Below are 15313 nucleotides of genomic sequence, written 5' to 3'. Positions count from 1 at the left end.
GCCCGACCGCTCCGAGACCTCATGGCCAAGACCCTTTTCCAGAAAATTATCGACCGCGAACTGCCGGCCACCATCGTCTTCGAAGACGAGCATTGCCTCGCGTTTCGCGACATCAACCCCGGTGCGCCGGTGCATATCCTGGTGATTCCCCGCAAGCCCATCCCCCGACTCTGCGACGCCACGGTCGAGGATCAGGCGCTGCTCGGCCACCTGATGTTGACGGCCAACAAAATCGCCGAGGCCGAGGGTTTTGGTGGGGCCTTTCGTGTGGTGGTCAACAACGGCGCCGAGGCCGGGCAGTCGGTGTTTCACCTGCACCTGCACATCCTGGCGGGGCGACCGCTCAAGTGGCCACCCGGCTAAGCGGGTCGGTGAAAGTCTGTTGCGTCCTGCTTTTAGCGGCCTTCCTGGCCGGCTGCGCCTGGACCGGTGGCGCCGGCCGCTCGCCGCCCGACAGTCCGGCCACCCACGCGCTGCGCCAGCAGATCTTGGTCGAAACGCTGGGCCAGATCGGCCGGCCGTATCGCTACGGTGGCGGTGACGGCGCCGGCTTCGACTGCAGTGGTCTGGCCCTGCACGTGTACGCCGATGCCGGCATTCAACTGCCGCGCACGGCCGCCCAGCAGATGAAGGTGGGCCGGTCGATCCGCGTTGGCGATGCACGCCCGGGCGACCTGCAGTTCTTCCGCATCAACGGCGGTCATCACGTGGTGGTCGACATCGGCGATGGCCGCGGTGTGCACGCACCTGCGCCGGGCCGCACCGTGGAGATCGCCCGCATCGACAGTGACTGGTGGCAGAAGCGGCGACTCAAAACGGTGCGCGTCCTACCCTAGTGAGGGGGCTTCAATTCTCCGACGCTGGGGCACTATCGCCGTGCACTCACGACAACATGCACGGAGAAACAAGATGGCGTCTAACGGACGTGTGGCAGGCAAGGTGGCGCTGATCACCGGCGGCGGTAAAGGCCTCGGCGAAGCAACGGCCCATTTACTGGCGCGTGAAGGCGCCAAGATCGCCGTCAGCGATTTGGACACCAAGGCCGGCAAGGCCGTGGCCGCCGCCATCAACAAGGCCGGCGGTGAGGCCATCTTCATCCAGCAAGATGTGACTGACGAAACCCGCTGGCCCAAGGTGATCGCCCAAGTCAAGAAAAAGCTGGGCGGCCTGCATGTGCTGGTCAACAGTGCCGGCATCGCCATTTTCGGGTCTGCCGAAGACACGCCGCTGGACGACTGGCGCAATGTGCTGTCGGTGAACCTCGATGCCGTTTATCTGGGAACCCAGCACGGCATCAAGGCGATGAAGGACGGGGTGGGCTCGATCATCAATATTTCGTCGGCCATGGGCCTGGTCGCCGATGCAAATCTTGCGGCCTACAACGCCAGCAAAGGCGGCGTGCGCCTGTTCTCCAAATCGGCGGCGCTGCATTGCGGCCAATCGGGCTACAAGGTGCGGGTCAATTCTGTGCATCCCGGCTACATCTGGACCCCAATGGTGTCGGGCGCCCTCGCCACCATTGGCGATGTTGACGAAGGTCGCAAGACGCTCGATGCCAAACATCCCATCGGCTACGTCGGCGAACCGAACGATGTGGCCTACGGCATTCTCTACCTTGCCAGCGACGAATCGAAATTCGTTACTGGCTCCGAGCTGGTCATCGACGGCGGCTACACCGCACAGTGACTCGGGACTACGGCGATACGCCGTGGCGGAAAATCTCGAAGTACTCGGCGTTGATCCAGAAGTGCAGCGCAATGCCGGCGGCGTAGCCGAGGGCGATGGCCCAGGTCCACTTCAGGTGGCCAAAGAAGGTGTATTGCCCGCGTGCCGCGCCCATCACCGCAACGCCGGCCGCCGAGCCGATGGACAGCAGCGATCCGCCGATGCCGGCGGTCAACGTGACCAGCAGCCACTGGCCGTCGCTCATGTCGGGGAACATCGTCAGCACCGCGAACATCACCGGAATGTTGTCGATCACCGCCGAGATGATGCCGACCAGAATGTTGGCCGGCGTGGCGCCCAGATCGACGTAGAGCAGTTCGGAGCCGATGGCCAGATACCCCAGCGTGCCCAAACCGCCGACGCACATGATGATGCCGTAGAAGAACAGCAGGGTGTCCCACTCCGAACGTGCCACCTGGTTGAAGGTGTTGAGGCGCGGCTGCTGCCCCGGCACGCTTGGGCGCGGCTCATCATTGCCCGTCTCACCAAAAGCGCCCTGGTCCATCATCTGATGGCGCATGGCGCCCTTTCCGATGCGATTCAGCACGTAGCTCATCAGCATCAGTGCGCCCAGTCCGCCCATCATGCCGAGCACCGGCGGCAGGTGCAGAAAGCTGTGCAGCGCCACCGTGGTGGCGATGGTGCCGATGAACATGAAGATGATGAAGTAGCCGCCAAACGCCACCACCGGCCGCTCCTTCAGCGGCTCCGGCGTCGCCTTGGGCAGACTCAGCGACATGATCGTGGCCGGAATCAGCCAACTGACCAGCGACGGCAGGAACAGCACCAGAAACTCATGCGCCGGGAAGATGCCCTTCTGCCAGACCATGAGGGTCGTGATGTCGCCGAACGGGCTCCACGCGCCGCCGGCGTTGGCCGCCACCACAATGTTGATACACGCCACCACCACAAAGGTCGGATAGCCCTTGCCCACCGCCATGGCCACCGAGGCCATGACCAGTGCGGTGGTCATGTTGTCGGCCACCGGTGAAATGAAGTACGCGAGGGTGCCGGTCAACCAGAACAGGGTGCGCAGCGAAAAGCCGCGCGACACCAGCCAGCCGCGCAGCGCGTCGAACACACCGCGCTCGTCCAAGGTGTTGATGTAGGTCATCGCCACCAGCAGGAACAGGAACAGCTCGGCATATTCCAGCAGGCTGTGGCGCACCGTGTTGCTGACCGTCTCGGTATCGCCGGCGCCGGCGTAGGCCACGCCGATAAGAATCCAGATCAGCGCCGCCGCGATCAACACCGGGATGGATTTGCGCAGGTGAATCCACTCTTCCATCACCACCAGGGTGTAGGCGGCGATGAACAGGCCGATGCAGAGAAAGCCGATCCAGTGCTGCGTCAGATCCGGTCCGTTTTCGGGCGCCACGGCGGCCAGCGCAAGGCCTGGAATCAAGGCCGATGCAAACAAAACAAACCCCATCAAAACTCGCGACATGGATCGATACCCAGGTAAAGGGGCGCGGATTCTAGCCCCTCGCTGTGTAAGATGCAGTCTGCGAGCCAAGTGCTTTATCTCAGAACGATTCCAGCCTCTTTATTGCTATTGCGTTTCGTTCGTTTTTGTCGACTCGATCACTTATTGAACTCTTCGCATGTCCACCTCCCAAGCTTCTTCTCGTTCGGCGCGCCGCATGGCTGAAAACCCTGCGCCAGTCGCATTGGGTTCGCTCGGCGCTGTCAAATGTGGACCCGCTACGACCACCTGACCGTCAAGAGCGGCGTCAACCCAGACTGCGGCGAATGCTGAGGCCCCTGCGGCGGGTTAAGACGCCGATGCGACGGTGTTCATGGCCCGCTTCAAGGAAAGATCGCCACGGGTGAAAGCCGTGTCAGCCGACAAATTGCCTCACCCGGGCAACCCTGCGCCGACATCGAACCGGGCCGGACTGCGCTGGGCTTTCGTGGGTTTCGCCAGAGCACCACAACCGCTGCAGCGAAACCAACGCCGAAACCGGTGAGACGCGCCAGTGCAAGGATTGCGCCCTGTTCTTCCTCGGCGCTGCACGCACCGTCACGGATGCACTGACCTACAAGGCCCGCATCAACAACCTGCTCGACGACCGTTTCATCTCACAAAGGTGCACCCTGGTCCAAACCCAGGATTCCTCCAGCTGCCGGGATGACGACCTCAGACCCGACCGCGTCTGGTTTACCGCTTCAGGACGCGCTGCCCTTCAGCGGCGGCGCCTTCTGCCACACCTCGTCGATGCGCTTGTCGCGACCGCAACTGAAGCGGTAGTACTTGTAACGCAGGGCGTTGCGTTCGGCGTAGTCCTGATGGCCGGCTTCGGCCTCGTAGAACGTCGCAGCGGGCAGGATTTCGGTGGCAATCGGCGCCGGCAACCAGCCACTGTCGTCCAGCGCCGCCTTGCTTGCCTTGGCGATCTCGGCCTGTTCGTCGTCGAGGGCAAAGATGGCCGTACGGTATTGCGGACCTCGGTCGCAGAACTGGCCACCCCCGTCGGTGGGATCGACCTCCCGCCAGAACACGTCGAGCAGTTGCGCGTAACTGATCACTGCGGGGTCAAAGCGCACCTCAACCACTTCGATGTGGCCGCTGCGACCGGTCGACACCGCGCTGTAGTTGGCCTTGGATGCCGGACCGCCGGCATAGCCGGAGACCACATCCTTCACGCCCTCGAGTTTCTCCAAGTCATGTTCGATGCACCAGAAACAGCCCCCCGCGAGTACCGCCACACCTTCGGCCTGGGCCCGCCCGGGGGCGCTACCGAGCGCAAGTGCCAAACCCAACAGGCCACTCAGAAAACGCTTTTGCTCGATCATGCCGTCCACTCCGGTAATGCCTCGCCCTCGGGCACAAACTGCAGGGCGACGCCGTTATTGCAGTAGCGCTTGCCGGTGGGCTCGGGGCCGTCATCAAAGACGTGACCCTGATGACCCTTGCAGCGAATGCAGTGGTACTCGGTGCGCGGCAGGATCAACTTGAAGTCGGTTTGCGTGCCCAGCACCTCGTCGCTGATCGGCTGCCAGAAGCTCGGCCAGCCGGTGCCGCTGTCGTATTTGTGGGCCGAGCTGAACAACGGCAGATAGCACGCAGCGCAGATGAACTGCCCGTCACGCGTCTCGCGATCCAGCGGGCTGGTGCCGGGGCGTTCGGTGTCGTGCTCAAACAGCACGTCGTAGGCCGCCTTTGACAGCCTCGACTGCCAGCCTTCGGCGTCAAGGTCGTAGGGGGCCTGGGCGCCCTTGGCGACTGGCGTCCCGTCTCGCGCCCAAACCAATGGCAAACCGAAGCCGGCCATCGCCAAACCGCCCAACGCCCCAACACCGACGATCAGATTGCGACGCTGCATAACGTGTGCTCCCAAGAATTGAATGCGTTCATAGACCCATACGGTGGTGCCTGCGTTCCGGATGGGCCATGTCCAGCCGTCCGCGAATACTGTTCCCGCGTCCCGCCGCGCGGGCGCACAAAAAAGCCACGGCGGAACCGTGGCTTTTTCGAACCGCCTTGACGCTACTTTTTGCGGGCTTCTTCAAACGTCTCTTTCACAGCGTCGACCCCGGCTTTGACGTGGTCTTTCACGTCTTCAATCTTTTCCTTGATCTCGCCTTTCAGACGATCACCCTTGCCTTCGGCCTGCTGCATCCGGCCTTTGGCTTCCATCTCTTCATCACCGATGAAGCTACCGACCTTTGCACGGACGGAACCTGCCGTTTCCTTGGCGTGGCCCTTGGCCTGATCGGCCTTGCCGCTGTGGGCCACATCATCAGCCGCTTTCTTCGCCTGATCCTGGGTGTTGTTGGATGACATACCTACCTCCTTGGCTAGGACAAAAGAGAAGGGCCGGCGGCCCTCCGAGCGCTCAGATGAACACTCATGCAACCATTGTCCGGACGCCGCATGACACCTTGCTGAAGCGCGCCATCAGAGAGGGGTCAGGCGGCATGAACAATCGCCTGTTCACGCAGCTTGCGCAGCTCGTCACGCAGCTTGGCGGCCTTCTCGAATTCGAGGTTCAACGCCGCCTGCTTCATCTCTTTTTCCAGCTTGCTGATCTTCTTGGCCATCAGCTCGGGCGGAATCAGCACGTCGTAACGCGCCTTGGCCTCGGCGGCTTTCAGCGCCACGGCGGTGTCTTCATAGCCCAGCCGCATCACATCTTGCACGCGCTTAATGATGCCCTTGGGCGTGATGCCGTGTTCGAGATTGAAGGCCACCTGCTTTTCGCGGCGCCGGTTGGTTTCATCAATGGCACGCTGCATCGAGCCGGTGATGCGGTCGGCGTAAAGAATCGCCCGGCCGGTGAGGTGACGGGCGGCGCGGCCAATGGTCTGGATCAATGACCGCTCGGAGCGCAGAAAACCTTCCTTGTCGGCATCGAGAATCGCCACCAGCGACACTTCGGGAATGTCCAGACCCTCGCGCAGCAGGTTGATGCCCACCAGCACGTCAAACACGCCGAGGCGCAGGTCGCGAACGATCTCGGCGCGCTCCACGGTGTCGACATCGGAGTGCATGTAACGCACGCGCACGCCGTTGTCGTTGAGATAGTCGGTCAGGTCTTCGGCCATGCGCTTGGTGAGCACGGTGATCAGCACCCGCTCCTTGCGGTCGGCGCGCAGCTTGATCTCACCGAGCACGTCATCAACCTGCGAACCGGCAGGGCGTATTTCGATTTCGGGATCGACCAGCCCGGTGGGGCGCACCACCTGCTCGGCCACCGCGCCCTGCGCGTGCTCGATTTCATAAGGTCCCGGCGTGGCCGACACGTGAATCGTCTGCGGACAGATCTTCTCGAACTCTTCGAACTTCAGCGGCCGGTTGTCCAGCGCCGACGGCAGGCGAAAGCCGAACTCCACCAGCGTTTCCTTGCGGCTGCGGTCGCCTTTGTACATGGCGCCAATCTGCGGCACGGTGACGTGACTTTCGTCCAGCACCACCAGTGCATCGGGCGGCAGGTAGTCAAACAAGGTGGGCGGCGGCTGACCCTGGCCACGGCCTGACAGATAGCGCGAGTAGTTCTCGACGCCCTTGCAGTAGCCGATCTCCTGAATCATCTCCAGATCAAACAGTGTGCGCTGCTCGATGCGCTGCGCCTCGATCAATTTGTCGAGCCGCTTGAAGTGGGCGATGCGCTCCTGCAACTCGCTGCGAATCGACGCGATCATGCCCAGGGTGCGCTCGCGCGGCGTGACGTAGTGCGATTTCGGAAACACCGTGAGCCGCGGCACCTTGCGCTTCACCTCGCCGGTGAGCGGGTCGAAAAAGCTCAGTTGCTCGATCTCGTCGTCGAACAACTCCACCCGCACCGCTTCGTCGTCGGACTCGGCGGGGTGAATGTCGATGATCTCGCCGCGCACCCGGTAGGTGCCGCGTTCCAGCGCCACCTCATTGCGACTGTACTGCATGGCAGTAAGCTGCTTGATCAGGTCGCGCTGCGGCAGGCGTTCGCCCTTGATCAGGTGCAGCACCATCTGGAAATAGGCATCCGGGTCACCGAGGCCATAAATCGCCGACACACTGGCGATGATGATGGCGTCCTTGCGGGTGATCAGCGCCTTGGTCGCCGACAGCCGCATCTGCTCGATGTGCTCGTTGATCGCCGAATCTTTCTCGATGTACGTGTCCGAGGACGGCACATAGGCCTCGGGCTGGTAATAGTCGTAGTAGCTGACGAAATACTCGACGGCGTTGTTCGGAAAGAACTCCTTGAACTCGCCGTACAACTGCCCGGCCAACGTCTTGTTGGGCGCCATGATCAGGGTCGGTCGCTGCACCTGGGCGATGACGTTGGCAATGGTGAAGGTCTTGCCCGAGCCGGTGACGCCCAGCAGCGTCTGGTGCGGCAGGCCGTCGTCCAGCCCTTCGACCAGCTTGGCGATGGCGGTCGGCTGATCGCCTGCCGGCCCCCAATCGGACTGCAGTCGAAACGCCTCGTCGGCGCGGTGATGAAGACGAACGACTTTGGGGAATTCGGACATAGGCACGGCTTGTCAGACGGACTGCTCAGGGTGCCACAGCCGCCGAGTACAGGTGCTCAGAATTCGTCGCGAATCACGGTCACGAAGTTACCGCGCACCTCGACCCGATCACCGCGACGGATGCCACTGGGGCCCGGGATTTCAACGATTTGCGAACCGCCAAAGTCCATGTCGATGGTCAGGCGGTCCAATACCTGACGGCTGTTGGCCACCCCAACTCCGGGTGCGCGGACCACGCCGCCGGTCACGCCGCCTAGCAAACCTCCATCGGCGCTGGGCGCACTCGGGCCGCTTTGCTGCACCACTTGCTGAACGAAGCGGACCTTGCCGCAGACGCCGCATTGCTCGGCCCGCGCATCGTCATCGCGCGGGCCCGGCGACTCCGAACGGCTGGCGCAGCCCCCCACGAGGCCGAGGCAAAGGATCATGACAAGCCCGCTTGCCAGCGGGCGCGACAGGGAAATGTTTGACATGGTCAACTCCGAGCATCAGTGACGATCACGATGGCACACACTACGAAGCGGTCGGCTTAACGGATGAACGCGGCCCGACGTGGCGGGCCCACCGACGCGTCACGGCTGATCAATAGCGGTAGACCACACCCACCTGGAAGACCTGCGACTTGCCCGGCCGCGCACCGTAAGGCCGCCGCGCCACCACATATTCCTCATCCAGCAGATTGTCGATGCGACCGTTGAGTTCCAGCTTCGGCAGGACCTGATAGCGCGCGGCCAGGTCCAGCACCACGAAGTCGTCAGACCCCTCGCTGCTCGAGAACGCCCCGCTGCCGGCACGGTCACGCATGCGCGACAGGTAAGAGACCGACAGGTCGGCGCCCCACTTTCCACCGTCGAGCCCCAACATGGCGTTGGCACGGTCGCGCGGCACATACGGCAGCTCAAAGCCCGCCTCGACGTTGCCAAACTGCGGGTCGGACGACACGAACGACTCGCCAAACTCGGCCTCGGTGAAGGTGTAGGTCAAGCGCAGCGGCACCGACAGCCCCGGCCGGACGGCGAAGCTGTGATGCCAGCCCGCTTCAAGTCCGTAGGCCTCGACCGCGCCGGCATTGGTCTGGGTGTCGAGGTCTGACGGCGAGCACCCCGACGACACCGTGCAAATGGCGGTGAGGTTGCTGTAGTCATTGAAAAAGGCGATGGCCTCGAACTGGCCGAACAGGCTCTGCCAACGGGCGCCGGCCTCGTAGTTGACCGACTTTTCGGGATCGTTTTCGGCGGTCACCGAAGGTGCGGCCGGGGCAAAGCCGCGGTGAACGCCGGCCAACAGACGCAGATCGGCGGTCAACTCGTAGCTCACACCCAGGCCGGGCAGCACCACCGTGTAGTCGTTGTCGCGCGCGCCGCCGGCCAGGCGGTCTTCGATCGTTGAGCGGATGGACTCGACCCGCACGCCCGGCACAAAGGTCCAGCGATCAATGATGATTTCGTCGCGCAGCCACAGCGCCAAGGCTTCGGTGTCGGCCATGTTGTCGGTGAGGATGGCGCGCGAGCGCCCGTTGTCGACCAACTGGCCGTTGATCTGCTCGAAGGCGAATTCGTCGTGCAGACGCTCGATCTCGTCGTAGTGAAAGCGCAAACCGACCTGCAACAGGTGGGTCACGCGCTCGCCAAATTCCCAGTTCATCTCGCCCTGCACGCCGCTGGCCACAAAGTCACGGTCGTTGGTGCCGATGCGCAGGTCATCGGGCGACCCGGCCACGCCGTCGGTGTCCTCGCCCTGCAACACGCCGACGAACAACTGGTTGAACGGCGTCTCCGGGTTGGCCAGCACTTCGCGAATGTCGGCGCCGCCAAAGTTGTTGAACTTGCGCCAGGCCCGGGTGAAGTTCTGGGCGTAGCCGGTCAGCTTCAGCGAGCCGCCCAGCAACGGCTGGCTCCAGCCGATGCGGCCACCGCTCCATTCCCAGTCCATGCGGTCCAGCGCACTGGCGCGGTAGCGACGGGTGGCGTTGTCACGAAAATCGGCCTCGGTGAGGCCCAGATAGGTTTCGTTGGACACCTCGTCGGCATAGCCCACGCGCACTTCCAGGGTGCCGACGCCCAGGTTCCAAGCGCCTTTGGCGAGCAGCTCGTTCTTCTCGAAGCCGGTGTCACCACCGCCGTCGAGTTGCTTGAAGCCGTCGCTGCCGAGGTGGACGAATTCGCCCATCAGCCCGGTGTCGCCCCAGCGCGAGCCGCCGCGCAGGTGCAGACGGCGGAAGGCGTCACTGCCGCCTGCCGCATCGATCATCGCCTCGGTCTTGTCGGGAATCGGCGCCGACACCAGGTTCACCGCGCCGCCGATGGTCTGCGGACCGTGCTGAATCGACGCCGGCCCCTTGAACACCTCGACGCCCACCATGCGCGTGGTCAGCGGAAAAAAGTAGGCCGCCGGCGCTGAATACGGCGCCGGGCCGATGAGAATGCCGTCTTCCATCAACGTCACTTTCTGGCTGCGGTCGGCGCTGGCACCGCGCAGGCCGATGTTGGGGCGCAGGCCCTCACCGTCTTCTTCGCGCACGTACACCCCGGGCACGAAATTGAGCACCCGGTTGATGTCGTCGTAGCGGTATTCCTCCAAGGTCTCCTGATCAATGCGATGCGCTGAACCGGCAACCCGGTCCGGGTCGCTGCGCACGCCGAACACGGTGATCTCGGTCATCGGCTCGCGGTCGGCAGGTGGCGGCGACGCCTCGGGGGTGGCGTCTTGGGCGAATACCGGCGAGACGGCAAAACCAAGCAGCGCGGCGGCAAAGGCAAATCGTGGGGTCATGATCAGGAGACGGAAGAAGGAAGGGTCAGGACACGGCTGTGCCACGCCGGGTCGGCAATCACACAGGAGGTCGCGCGCCCCCACCAGCGGTAGCGGCGCGCGCCAACAAAGTCGTAGACCGCGTCGCGGAGGACACGCGGCACCAGCACAAACACGCGCAGCAGCGGCCACGGCCAGCGCAGCTCGGGCAACAGATGCAAGACGGCCGCGGTTTTGCGGTACAGCCGGCCGTGGTCGATCACCAGCACGCTGCCGAGATCGCCGGGGGGCACCTCAAAGCGGGCTAGCAGCGGTTGCGCGGCGTCTGACTGCAACGCGGCAAATTGATAGCGCGGTCGCCGTTCGTGGCGCAGCAACCAGCGCACACAGCCGTTGCAGAAGGCGCAGTCACCGTCAAACAGCAGTACGGCAGCGTCGGGGGTTTCGCTCACGGCGTCACCGCCAGGCGCAGCGGCCGGTGCAATGGCGGTGGACCCTCCGGTGCCGGCAAGATCCACTCCGCGCGGGCCAGGCCATCTTCGACATGGGCGAGATCGACGGCAGGGTCGATCATCCGCTGGGCGGCGCGGCCGTTCAGTGACACTTGTGAGTCGGCGTACACCTGCACCGGGCCCAGACCGCGCGCGTCAAAGTCATCGCGAATGTGGTGGGCCAATTGCAGGATCAGGTCGGGCTGGCCGGCCATCTCGCGGTATTGCTGTTCGGTGAGGTAATCACGCGGAAACACCAGCCGCGTGCGCCCATCCGCAGTGACCACACGGTATTCCAGAACACCCGACTTCTCGCGCAGCATCACCCGCCACGAAAAGCGCATGCCCTGCTCGTGCCAGATCACCGTGCCGGGATACCACCACTGCCGCAGCGGCAACACGAACTGGATCATCGAAAACACCAGCACCATCAGGGCGAAGGTCGTCGCCAGAGGCGACCAGCGCGGCGCCCCGGCCGCGCCGACGTTGGCCACGGCGGCCGGTGCTGGCGACGGCAAACGCAGGCGCGCGAGCAAGGTACGTGGCCAGTCGGCGTCGAAGAACACCAGCACCGCAAACACCATGATGAACGGGAACAGGCCGATGTTGAAAAACAGATGCGTGAACCAGTGGAACACCAGAATCACTGCGAACGCCAACAGCCGCGTGCGCCGCCACAGCATGAAACCGATGATGGTCACATCGAACATGAACGCGAACCACGAGAACGCGTAATGCACCCAAGAAAATTCGAGCAATGGCCCAAGCAGCGGCAGACCGCTGTGCGGCGGCAGCCAGATGTTCAGCGGCTGGGCATGCAGCAACCAGTCCGGCTCGAACTTGGCCCAGCCCGCGTAGAAGTACAGCAGGCCCACCTGGAAGCGCAGCCAGTACGTCTGCCACGCCGGCAGCGTCATCGCGCGCAACTTCGGTCGCAGCCATGCATCGACCGACCACGCACGGTGCGGCGACAGAAAACACAGAATCAAGGTCAGCAGGCTGATGAAATAATAGTGATTCAGGTAGGTGGTGACATCCATCAGCTCGGCGTAGGTGAACAGGCACCAGAAGGCGATGATGGCGACGCGGTAGAGCGCGCCGATGGCGACCATGAAGGCGGTGAACGCGATACCGGCATAAAGCAGATACAAGCCGGTTTCACCCGGCACCTGCACCCAGCCGAACCCCCAATACTTGAAGTGGAACGTCGGCTCGACATACAGCCGCTCGATCCAGCCGTTGCGCATGAAGCGCAGCGCGCCGACACACATCAGCGCGCCGATGAGCATGCGAAACACCGCCAGCGCCGCGATGTCACGCGGCGCGGTCAGGGTCCGCAGCAGCCGTTCTCCCACCGATTCAGGCTCCGGGTTCAGTCGTTGTCACCCGCCGCCGCCTGGGGCACGGCCAGGTTCAGCGCCGAGACGATGGGCCCACGGAAGGTGTCCATCGCCGTTTTGGACACACCCAGCAACGCGCACGGCGCAAGGCCGCTGGAACTGGAAAACGCGTTCATGCACTCGGTGCTGTCATCAATGCCTTCGACCGCAGCGTCGAAGCCACCGTCGTCTTCGATCGCGGCCAGCGCCGCCAGCAGGTCATCCAGCTCGGCGACGATCTGGGCAGCGAGTTCTTCGCGACCGATGCCTTCCAGCAAGTCGTTCATGCCGAGGCCGTCGTTGACCCCGGTAAACACGTCACGAAACGCCTGGTAGTTGGCGATCAGGTTCTCCCCCGAGCGTCGCGACAGCCGTGACTCGAGGAACTCCGGGCACGCCACCTCGTCCGTGCACTCCAGCCCTGCCGCCGGCAAGCCGCTGGGATAAGCAATCTTCCGGTCCTTGCTGCTCTTCTCGGCGTAGAACAGCGCGATCGACACCGCGTTGAGGCCAGCCTGCGGCGACATGTAGACGTTGCTGCCATCACCGGCGGTGCGCCACTGTTCGATGAAATTGCCCGCGTCCGGCTCCCAACGATCACGCAAGGCGCTGGCCACCACCGCCACCCGCTGGGCAAGGCGCACCACGTGTGCGGCGCGCGCTGCGGTGTCGGGCTGCGCATCACATGCGGCAGGCGGCACGTCGGTAAAGAGCAAATGCTCCAGCGCGCCCAGCCCAACCCGGTTAATGGGTGTGGCGGCATTGACCTCGGTGCCGGCATCTGCGGCCGCTTCCAGCGCACAGGCATTCAGCGTCACCGGCCATGAATAGATGAGGTCACGAAAATCCTGCCCCCCGGCGACCATGTCCGGATTGGTTGAGCGACCTGCGGGGCCTACCTGCAGCACTTCGTTGCGCTGCCATGAGGTCATGGCTGCGTCCCAGGCCGCTTGGGTCGCCTGCCGCAGTGCAACGTCAGCCGGCGCGTCGGCATAAGCCTCGGCAGCGGTGACCAGACTTGCCGCCTGCGCATCGAAATCACGCAGCGCCGGCAGGATGATGTCGTCACCAATGTCGGCCAGCACCGCGCGGCGCGCCGCGTCGCCGACCAAGCCGCCGGGGTCGGGCGTGGGGCTGGGACTGACACTGGGATTGGGGGTCGGACTCGGATCGGGGTTACCGCCGCCACCACCACCTCCCCCACCACCACACGCCGCCAGCATCGAGACACTGGCCAACAGACCGACGCCCACGGTGCGCTGCACGGTGTGCCGGAGAATTGAAGAGAGGTCGATTCGTTCCATGGGTTCGCTCGTCATTAAAGTGAGGTGGCCCCTCGAGGTCGAGAGAGGCCCGTCATGCCCTCAAACAGAATCGTCGGCCGGGCAATAGCCCGGCCGACGACTCATTCGCATTCGCATACGCCATGCATTCGCTGGCGGACGCAATTCTAATGCCCCGCCTGACGATTCAGTCAGACGCGGCAACTTTGAGTACCACCAGCCGCGCGCCATTGGCGTTGCTGTTGGTGGTCATCGCCACACGCTTGCCGTCGGCCGAGAGGGCGACGCCGAAGAACTGGCTGTCGATGGTGTCGCTGGGCAGTTCGATCACGCCGTCGCCAAACACGCTGGCGTCCGGTGCGCCGCCAGCCGTCACGACGAAGGCCGCGGGCACACCGCCAAAGCGGCCAATGTGCACGGTGCGGTCATCCGGCAAGGTCACCAGGTGGCGGCCGCGATCTTCATTGGACGGGAAGCCCTTGCCTTCGCTCTGGATGGCGAGGCTGCCGTTGCTGCCCCAGCCGGTGTCGACGTCGGTGGCGGTGCCGCCATCGGCACGGAACGACACGACGTCTTGCGCCAGCGAGGTCTCGAAACCCAGCGTCGACGGCGTGTCGGCGCCGGTAGCATTGCCGTAACCGGTGGTCACGTAAGCACCCGTGCTCTGACGGGCCGCGGCGTAGGCTTCCGCCTGCCCCCCATCGACGAGCAGCGGGTTGAACACCGCGATACCCGGCTGCGCCGGCACCACGTCAGACGCCGAACTGAAGCCGCCGAAGCTGCTGTCGGGTGCGCCGCTGGCATCGAGCTTGATGAGGATGACGTGGTTGCCCAGGCCCTCGCCAAGGTTGGTGTAGCCGGCCGACATGATCGAACCATCGGCTTCAACCGTGCCGCGACGGGCGTTGTCACCCAGCGTGCCGGTCGCATTGAAGGTCGACGATTCGCCGCCGTTGAAGGTCGGGTCCACTTCGGCGCCGGTGGCGGTGATGTTCATCCGCGTGACGAAGCGGTCGTTGTCGGTGCGGCTGGCATCGTTGGGACCGGCCGAGCCGAGGCCGAAGACCACCACGCGGTCACTGCCCACGCTCTTGTCGGTCTGGACGTCCCATGCGGTGTCGGTCGGCAGGGCTGCCGGCGCGCCGGGGAAGTCGGCGTTGTCGGCGTTGGCCCAGCCGAACGGCACTTCGACCTTGCCGTCGGCGTCGCCCCAGCCGGCAGCCTGGGTGCCGTCGGCAGTGACGCGCAGCAGGTAGACCGAGCGGCCCCCGTCATCGTCCACGGCATTGACGGCGGCAATCACGTCGCCGCTCTGCAGCTCGGTGACGCCCAGCGACTGTTCGTCGCCACTACCCACGGCGGCGGTGGTTTCGATTTCGACGAAGCCGTCAATGCCAAAGCTGGTGTCGGGCGAGCCATCGGCATTGAAGCGGGCAATCACGGTCTGACGCGTCGCGTCACTGGTGCCAACAAAGCCCGAGGCGTAGATTTTGCCGGCGTTCGGCGCCACGGTGGCGTAGGTCAGGCCGCGCAGGTCGTTGGCTGACGTGGTGACGCGGTCTGCCGCGACTGACACCGCGCTGCCGCTGTCGCCGCCCGGACCGGCAGGACCTTCTGGACCCGCAGGGCCGGGCGCGCCGTCATTGCCGTCGTCGCAGGCGGTGATCGCCATCGACATGCTTGCAACCAACGCAATCATTCCAAGTTTGGGTAATGCCTTCATCAG

The 15313-nt window shown here is 64.1% G+C and carries 14 protein-coding genes; 3 read left to right on the top strand and 11 right to left on the bottom strand.

Translation table 11 applies throughout. The features are described from left to right. Positions 1 to 21: 21 nt before the first annotated feature. The 3 genes from U741_RS0108840 to U741_RS0108830 all read left to right on the top strand — a co-directional run bounded on the left by U741_RS0108840 (position 22) and on the right by U741_RS0108830 (position 1686). Positions 22 to 363 carry a histidine triad nucleotide-binding protein gene (locus tag U741_RS0108840; protein WP_029890115.1) on the top strand — a complete coding sequence of 114 codons (342 nt, stop codon included), beginning with the start codon at positions 22 to 24 and terminating at the stop codon, positions 361 to 363. Positions 364 to 371: 8 nt separating this feature from the next. After that, on the top strand, positions 372 to 836 hold the full coding sequence (locus tag U741_RS0108835) for a C40 family peptidase (RefSeq protein ID WP_029890114.1): 465 nt from the start codon (positions 372 to 374) through the stop codon (positions 834 to 836). Between the two features lie 73 nt (positions 837 to 909). Beyond that, the gene (locus tag U741_RS0108830; RefSeq protein WP_029890113.1) at positions 910 to 1686 is read left to right on the top strand and encodes a glucose 1-dehydrogenase; all 777 of its coding nucleotides are present in this window, start codon (positions 910 to 912) and stop codon (positions 1684 to 1686) included. Positions 1687 to 1693: 7 nt separating this feature from the next. On the opposite strand, the gene nhaD is transcribed toward U741_RS0108830, so the two are convergent. The 11 genes from nhaD to U741_RS0108775 form a co-directional block, all read right to left on the bottom strand. Then, the gene (gene nhaD / locus U741_RS0108825; protein ID WP_200872702.1) at positions 1694 to 3157 is read right to left on the bottom strand and encodes a sodium:proton antiporter NhaD; all 1464 of its coding nucleotides are present in this window, start codon (positions 3155 to 3157) and stop codon (positions 1694 to 1696) included. Positions 3158 to 3894: 737 nt separating this feature from the next. After that, entirely contained in the window at positions 3895 to 4521 is a 627-nt protein-coding gene (msrA, locus tag U741_RS0108820; RefSeq protein ID WP_043110514.1) for a peptide-methionine (S)-S-oxide reductase MsrA, read from the bottom strand. Then, positions 4518 to 5051 (bottom strand): peptide-methionine (R)-S-oxide reductase MsrB, encoded by a 534-nt coding sequence (gene msrB, locus U741_RS0108815; protein ID WP_029890110.1) that lies wholly within the window; start codon positions 5049 to 5051, stop codon positions 4518 to 4520. Before msrB ends, msrA begins: the two co-directional genes overlap by 4 nt. Positions 5052 to 5215: 164 nt before the next feature. Next, complete coding sequence (locus U741_RS17750; protein ID WP_152551557.1) at positions 5216 to 5512, bottom strand: CsbD family protein; 297 nt, start codon at positions 5510 to 5512, stop codon at positions 5216 to 5218. A gap of 125 nt (positions 5513 to 5637) precedes the next feature. Continuing rightward, positions 5638 to 7683, bottom strand: a complete 2046-nt coding sequence (gene uvrB, locus U741_RS0108805; RefSeq protein ID WP_052378649.1) for an excinuclease ABC subunit UvrB — start codon at positions 7681 to 7683, stop codon at positions 5638 to 5640. Between the two features lie 56 nt (positions 7684 to 7739). Next, positions 7740 to 8156: a hypothetical protein gene (locus tag U741_RS0108800; protein ID WP_029890108.1), complete on the bottom strand. Its 417-nt coding sequence runs from the start codon at positions 8154 to 8156 to the stop codon at positions 7740 to 7742. 109 nt (positions 8157 to 8265) lie between these two features. Further along, positions 8266 to 10455 (bottom strand): TonB-dependent receptor family protein, encoded by a 2190-nt coding sequence (locus U741_RS0108795; protein WP_052378648.1) that lies wholly within the window; start codon positions 10453 to 10455, stop codon positions 8266 to 8268. A 2-nt stretch (positions 10456 to 10457) separates the two neighbouring features. Continuing rightward, on the bottom strand, positions 10458 to 10886 hold the full coding sequence (locus U741_RS0108790) for a thiol-disulfide oxidoreductase DCC family protein (RefSeq protein ID WP_029890106.1): 429 nt from the start codon (positions 10884 to 10886) through the stop codon (positions 10458 to 10460). Continuing rightward, positions 10883 to 12280: an HTTM domain-containing protein gene (locus U741_RS0108785; RefSeq protein WP_029890105.1), complete on the bottom strand. Its 1398-nt coding sequence runs from the start codon at positions 12278 to 12280 to the stop codon at positions 10883 to 10885. Before U741_RS0108785 ends, U741_RS0108790 begins: the two co-directional genes overlap by 4 nt. Positions 12281 to 12297: 17 nt before the next feature. Continuing rightward, positions 12298 to 13608, bottom strand: a complete 1311-nt coding sequence (locus tag U741_RS0108780; protein ID WP_029890104.1) for an imelysin family protein — start codon at positions 13606 to 13608, stop codon at positions 12298 to 12300. A gap of 166 nt (positions 13609 to 13774) precedes the next feature. After that, on the bottom strand, positions 13775 to 15310 hold the full coding sequence (locus U741_RS0108775) for an NHL repeat-containing protein (protein ID WP_084154760.1): 1536 nt from the start codon (positions 15308 to 15310) through the stop codon (positions 13775 to 13777). Positions 15311 to 15313: the final 3 nt, after the last annotated feature.

The sequence above is a fragment of the Polycyclovorans algicola TG408 genome (genome assembly GCF_000711245.1).
Taxonomy (GTDB): Bacteria; Pseudomonadota; Gammaproteobacteria; order Nevskiales; family Nevskiaceae; genus Polycyclovorans; species Polycyclovorans algicola.
Note: the sequence above shows the minus strand (reverse complement) of the source record. Positions and strands in the feature narration are given on the sequence as shown.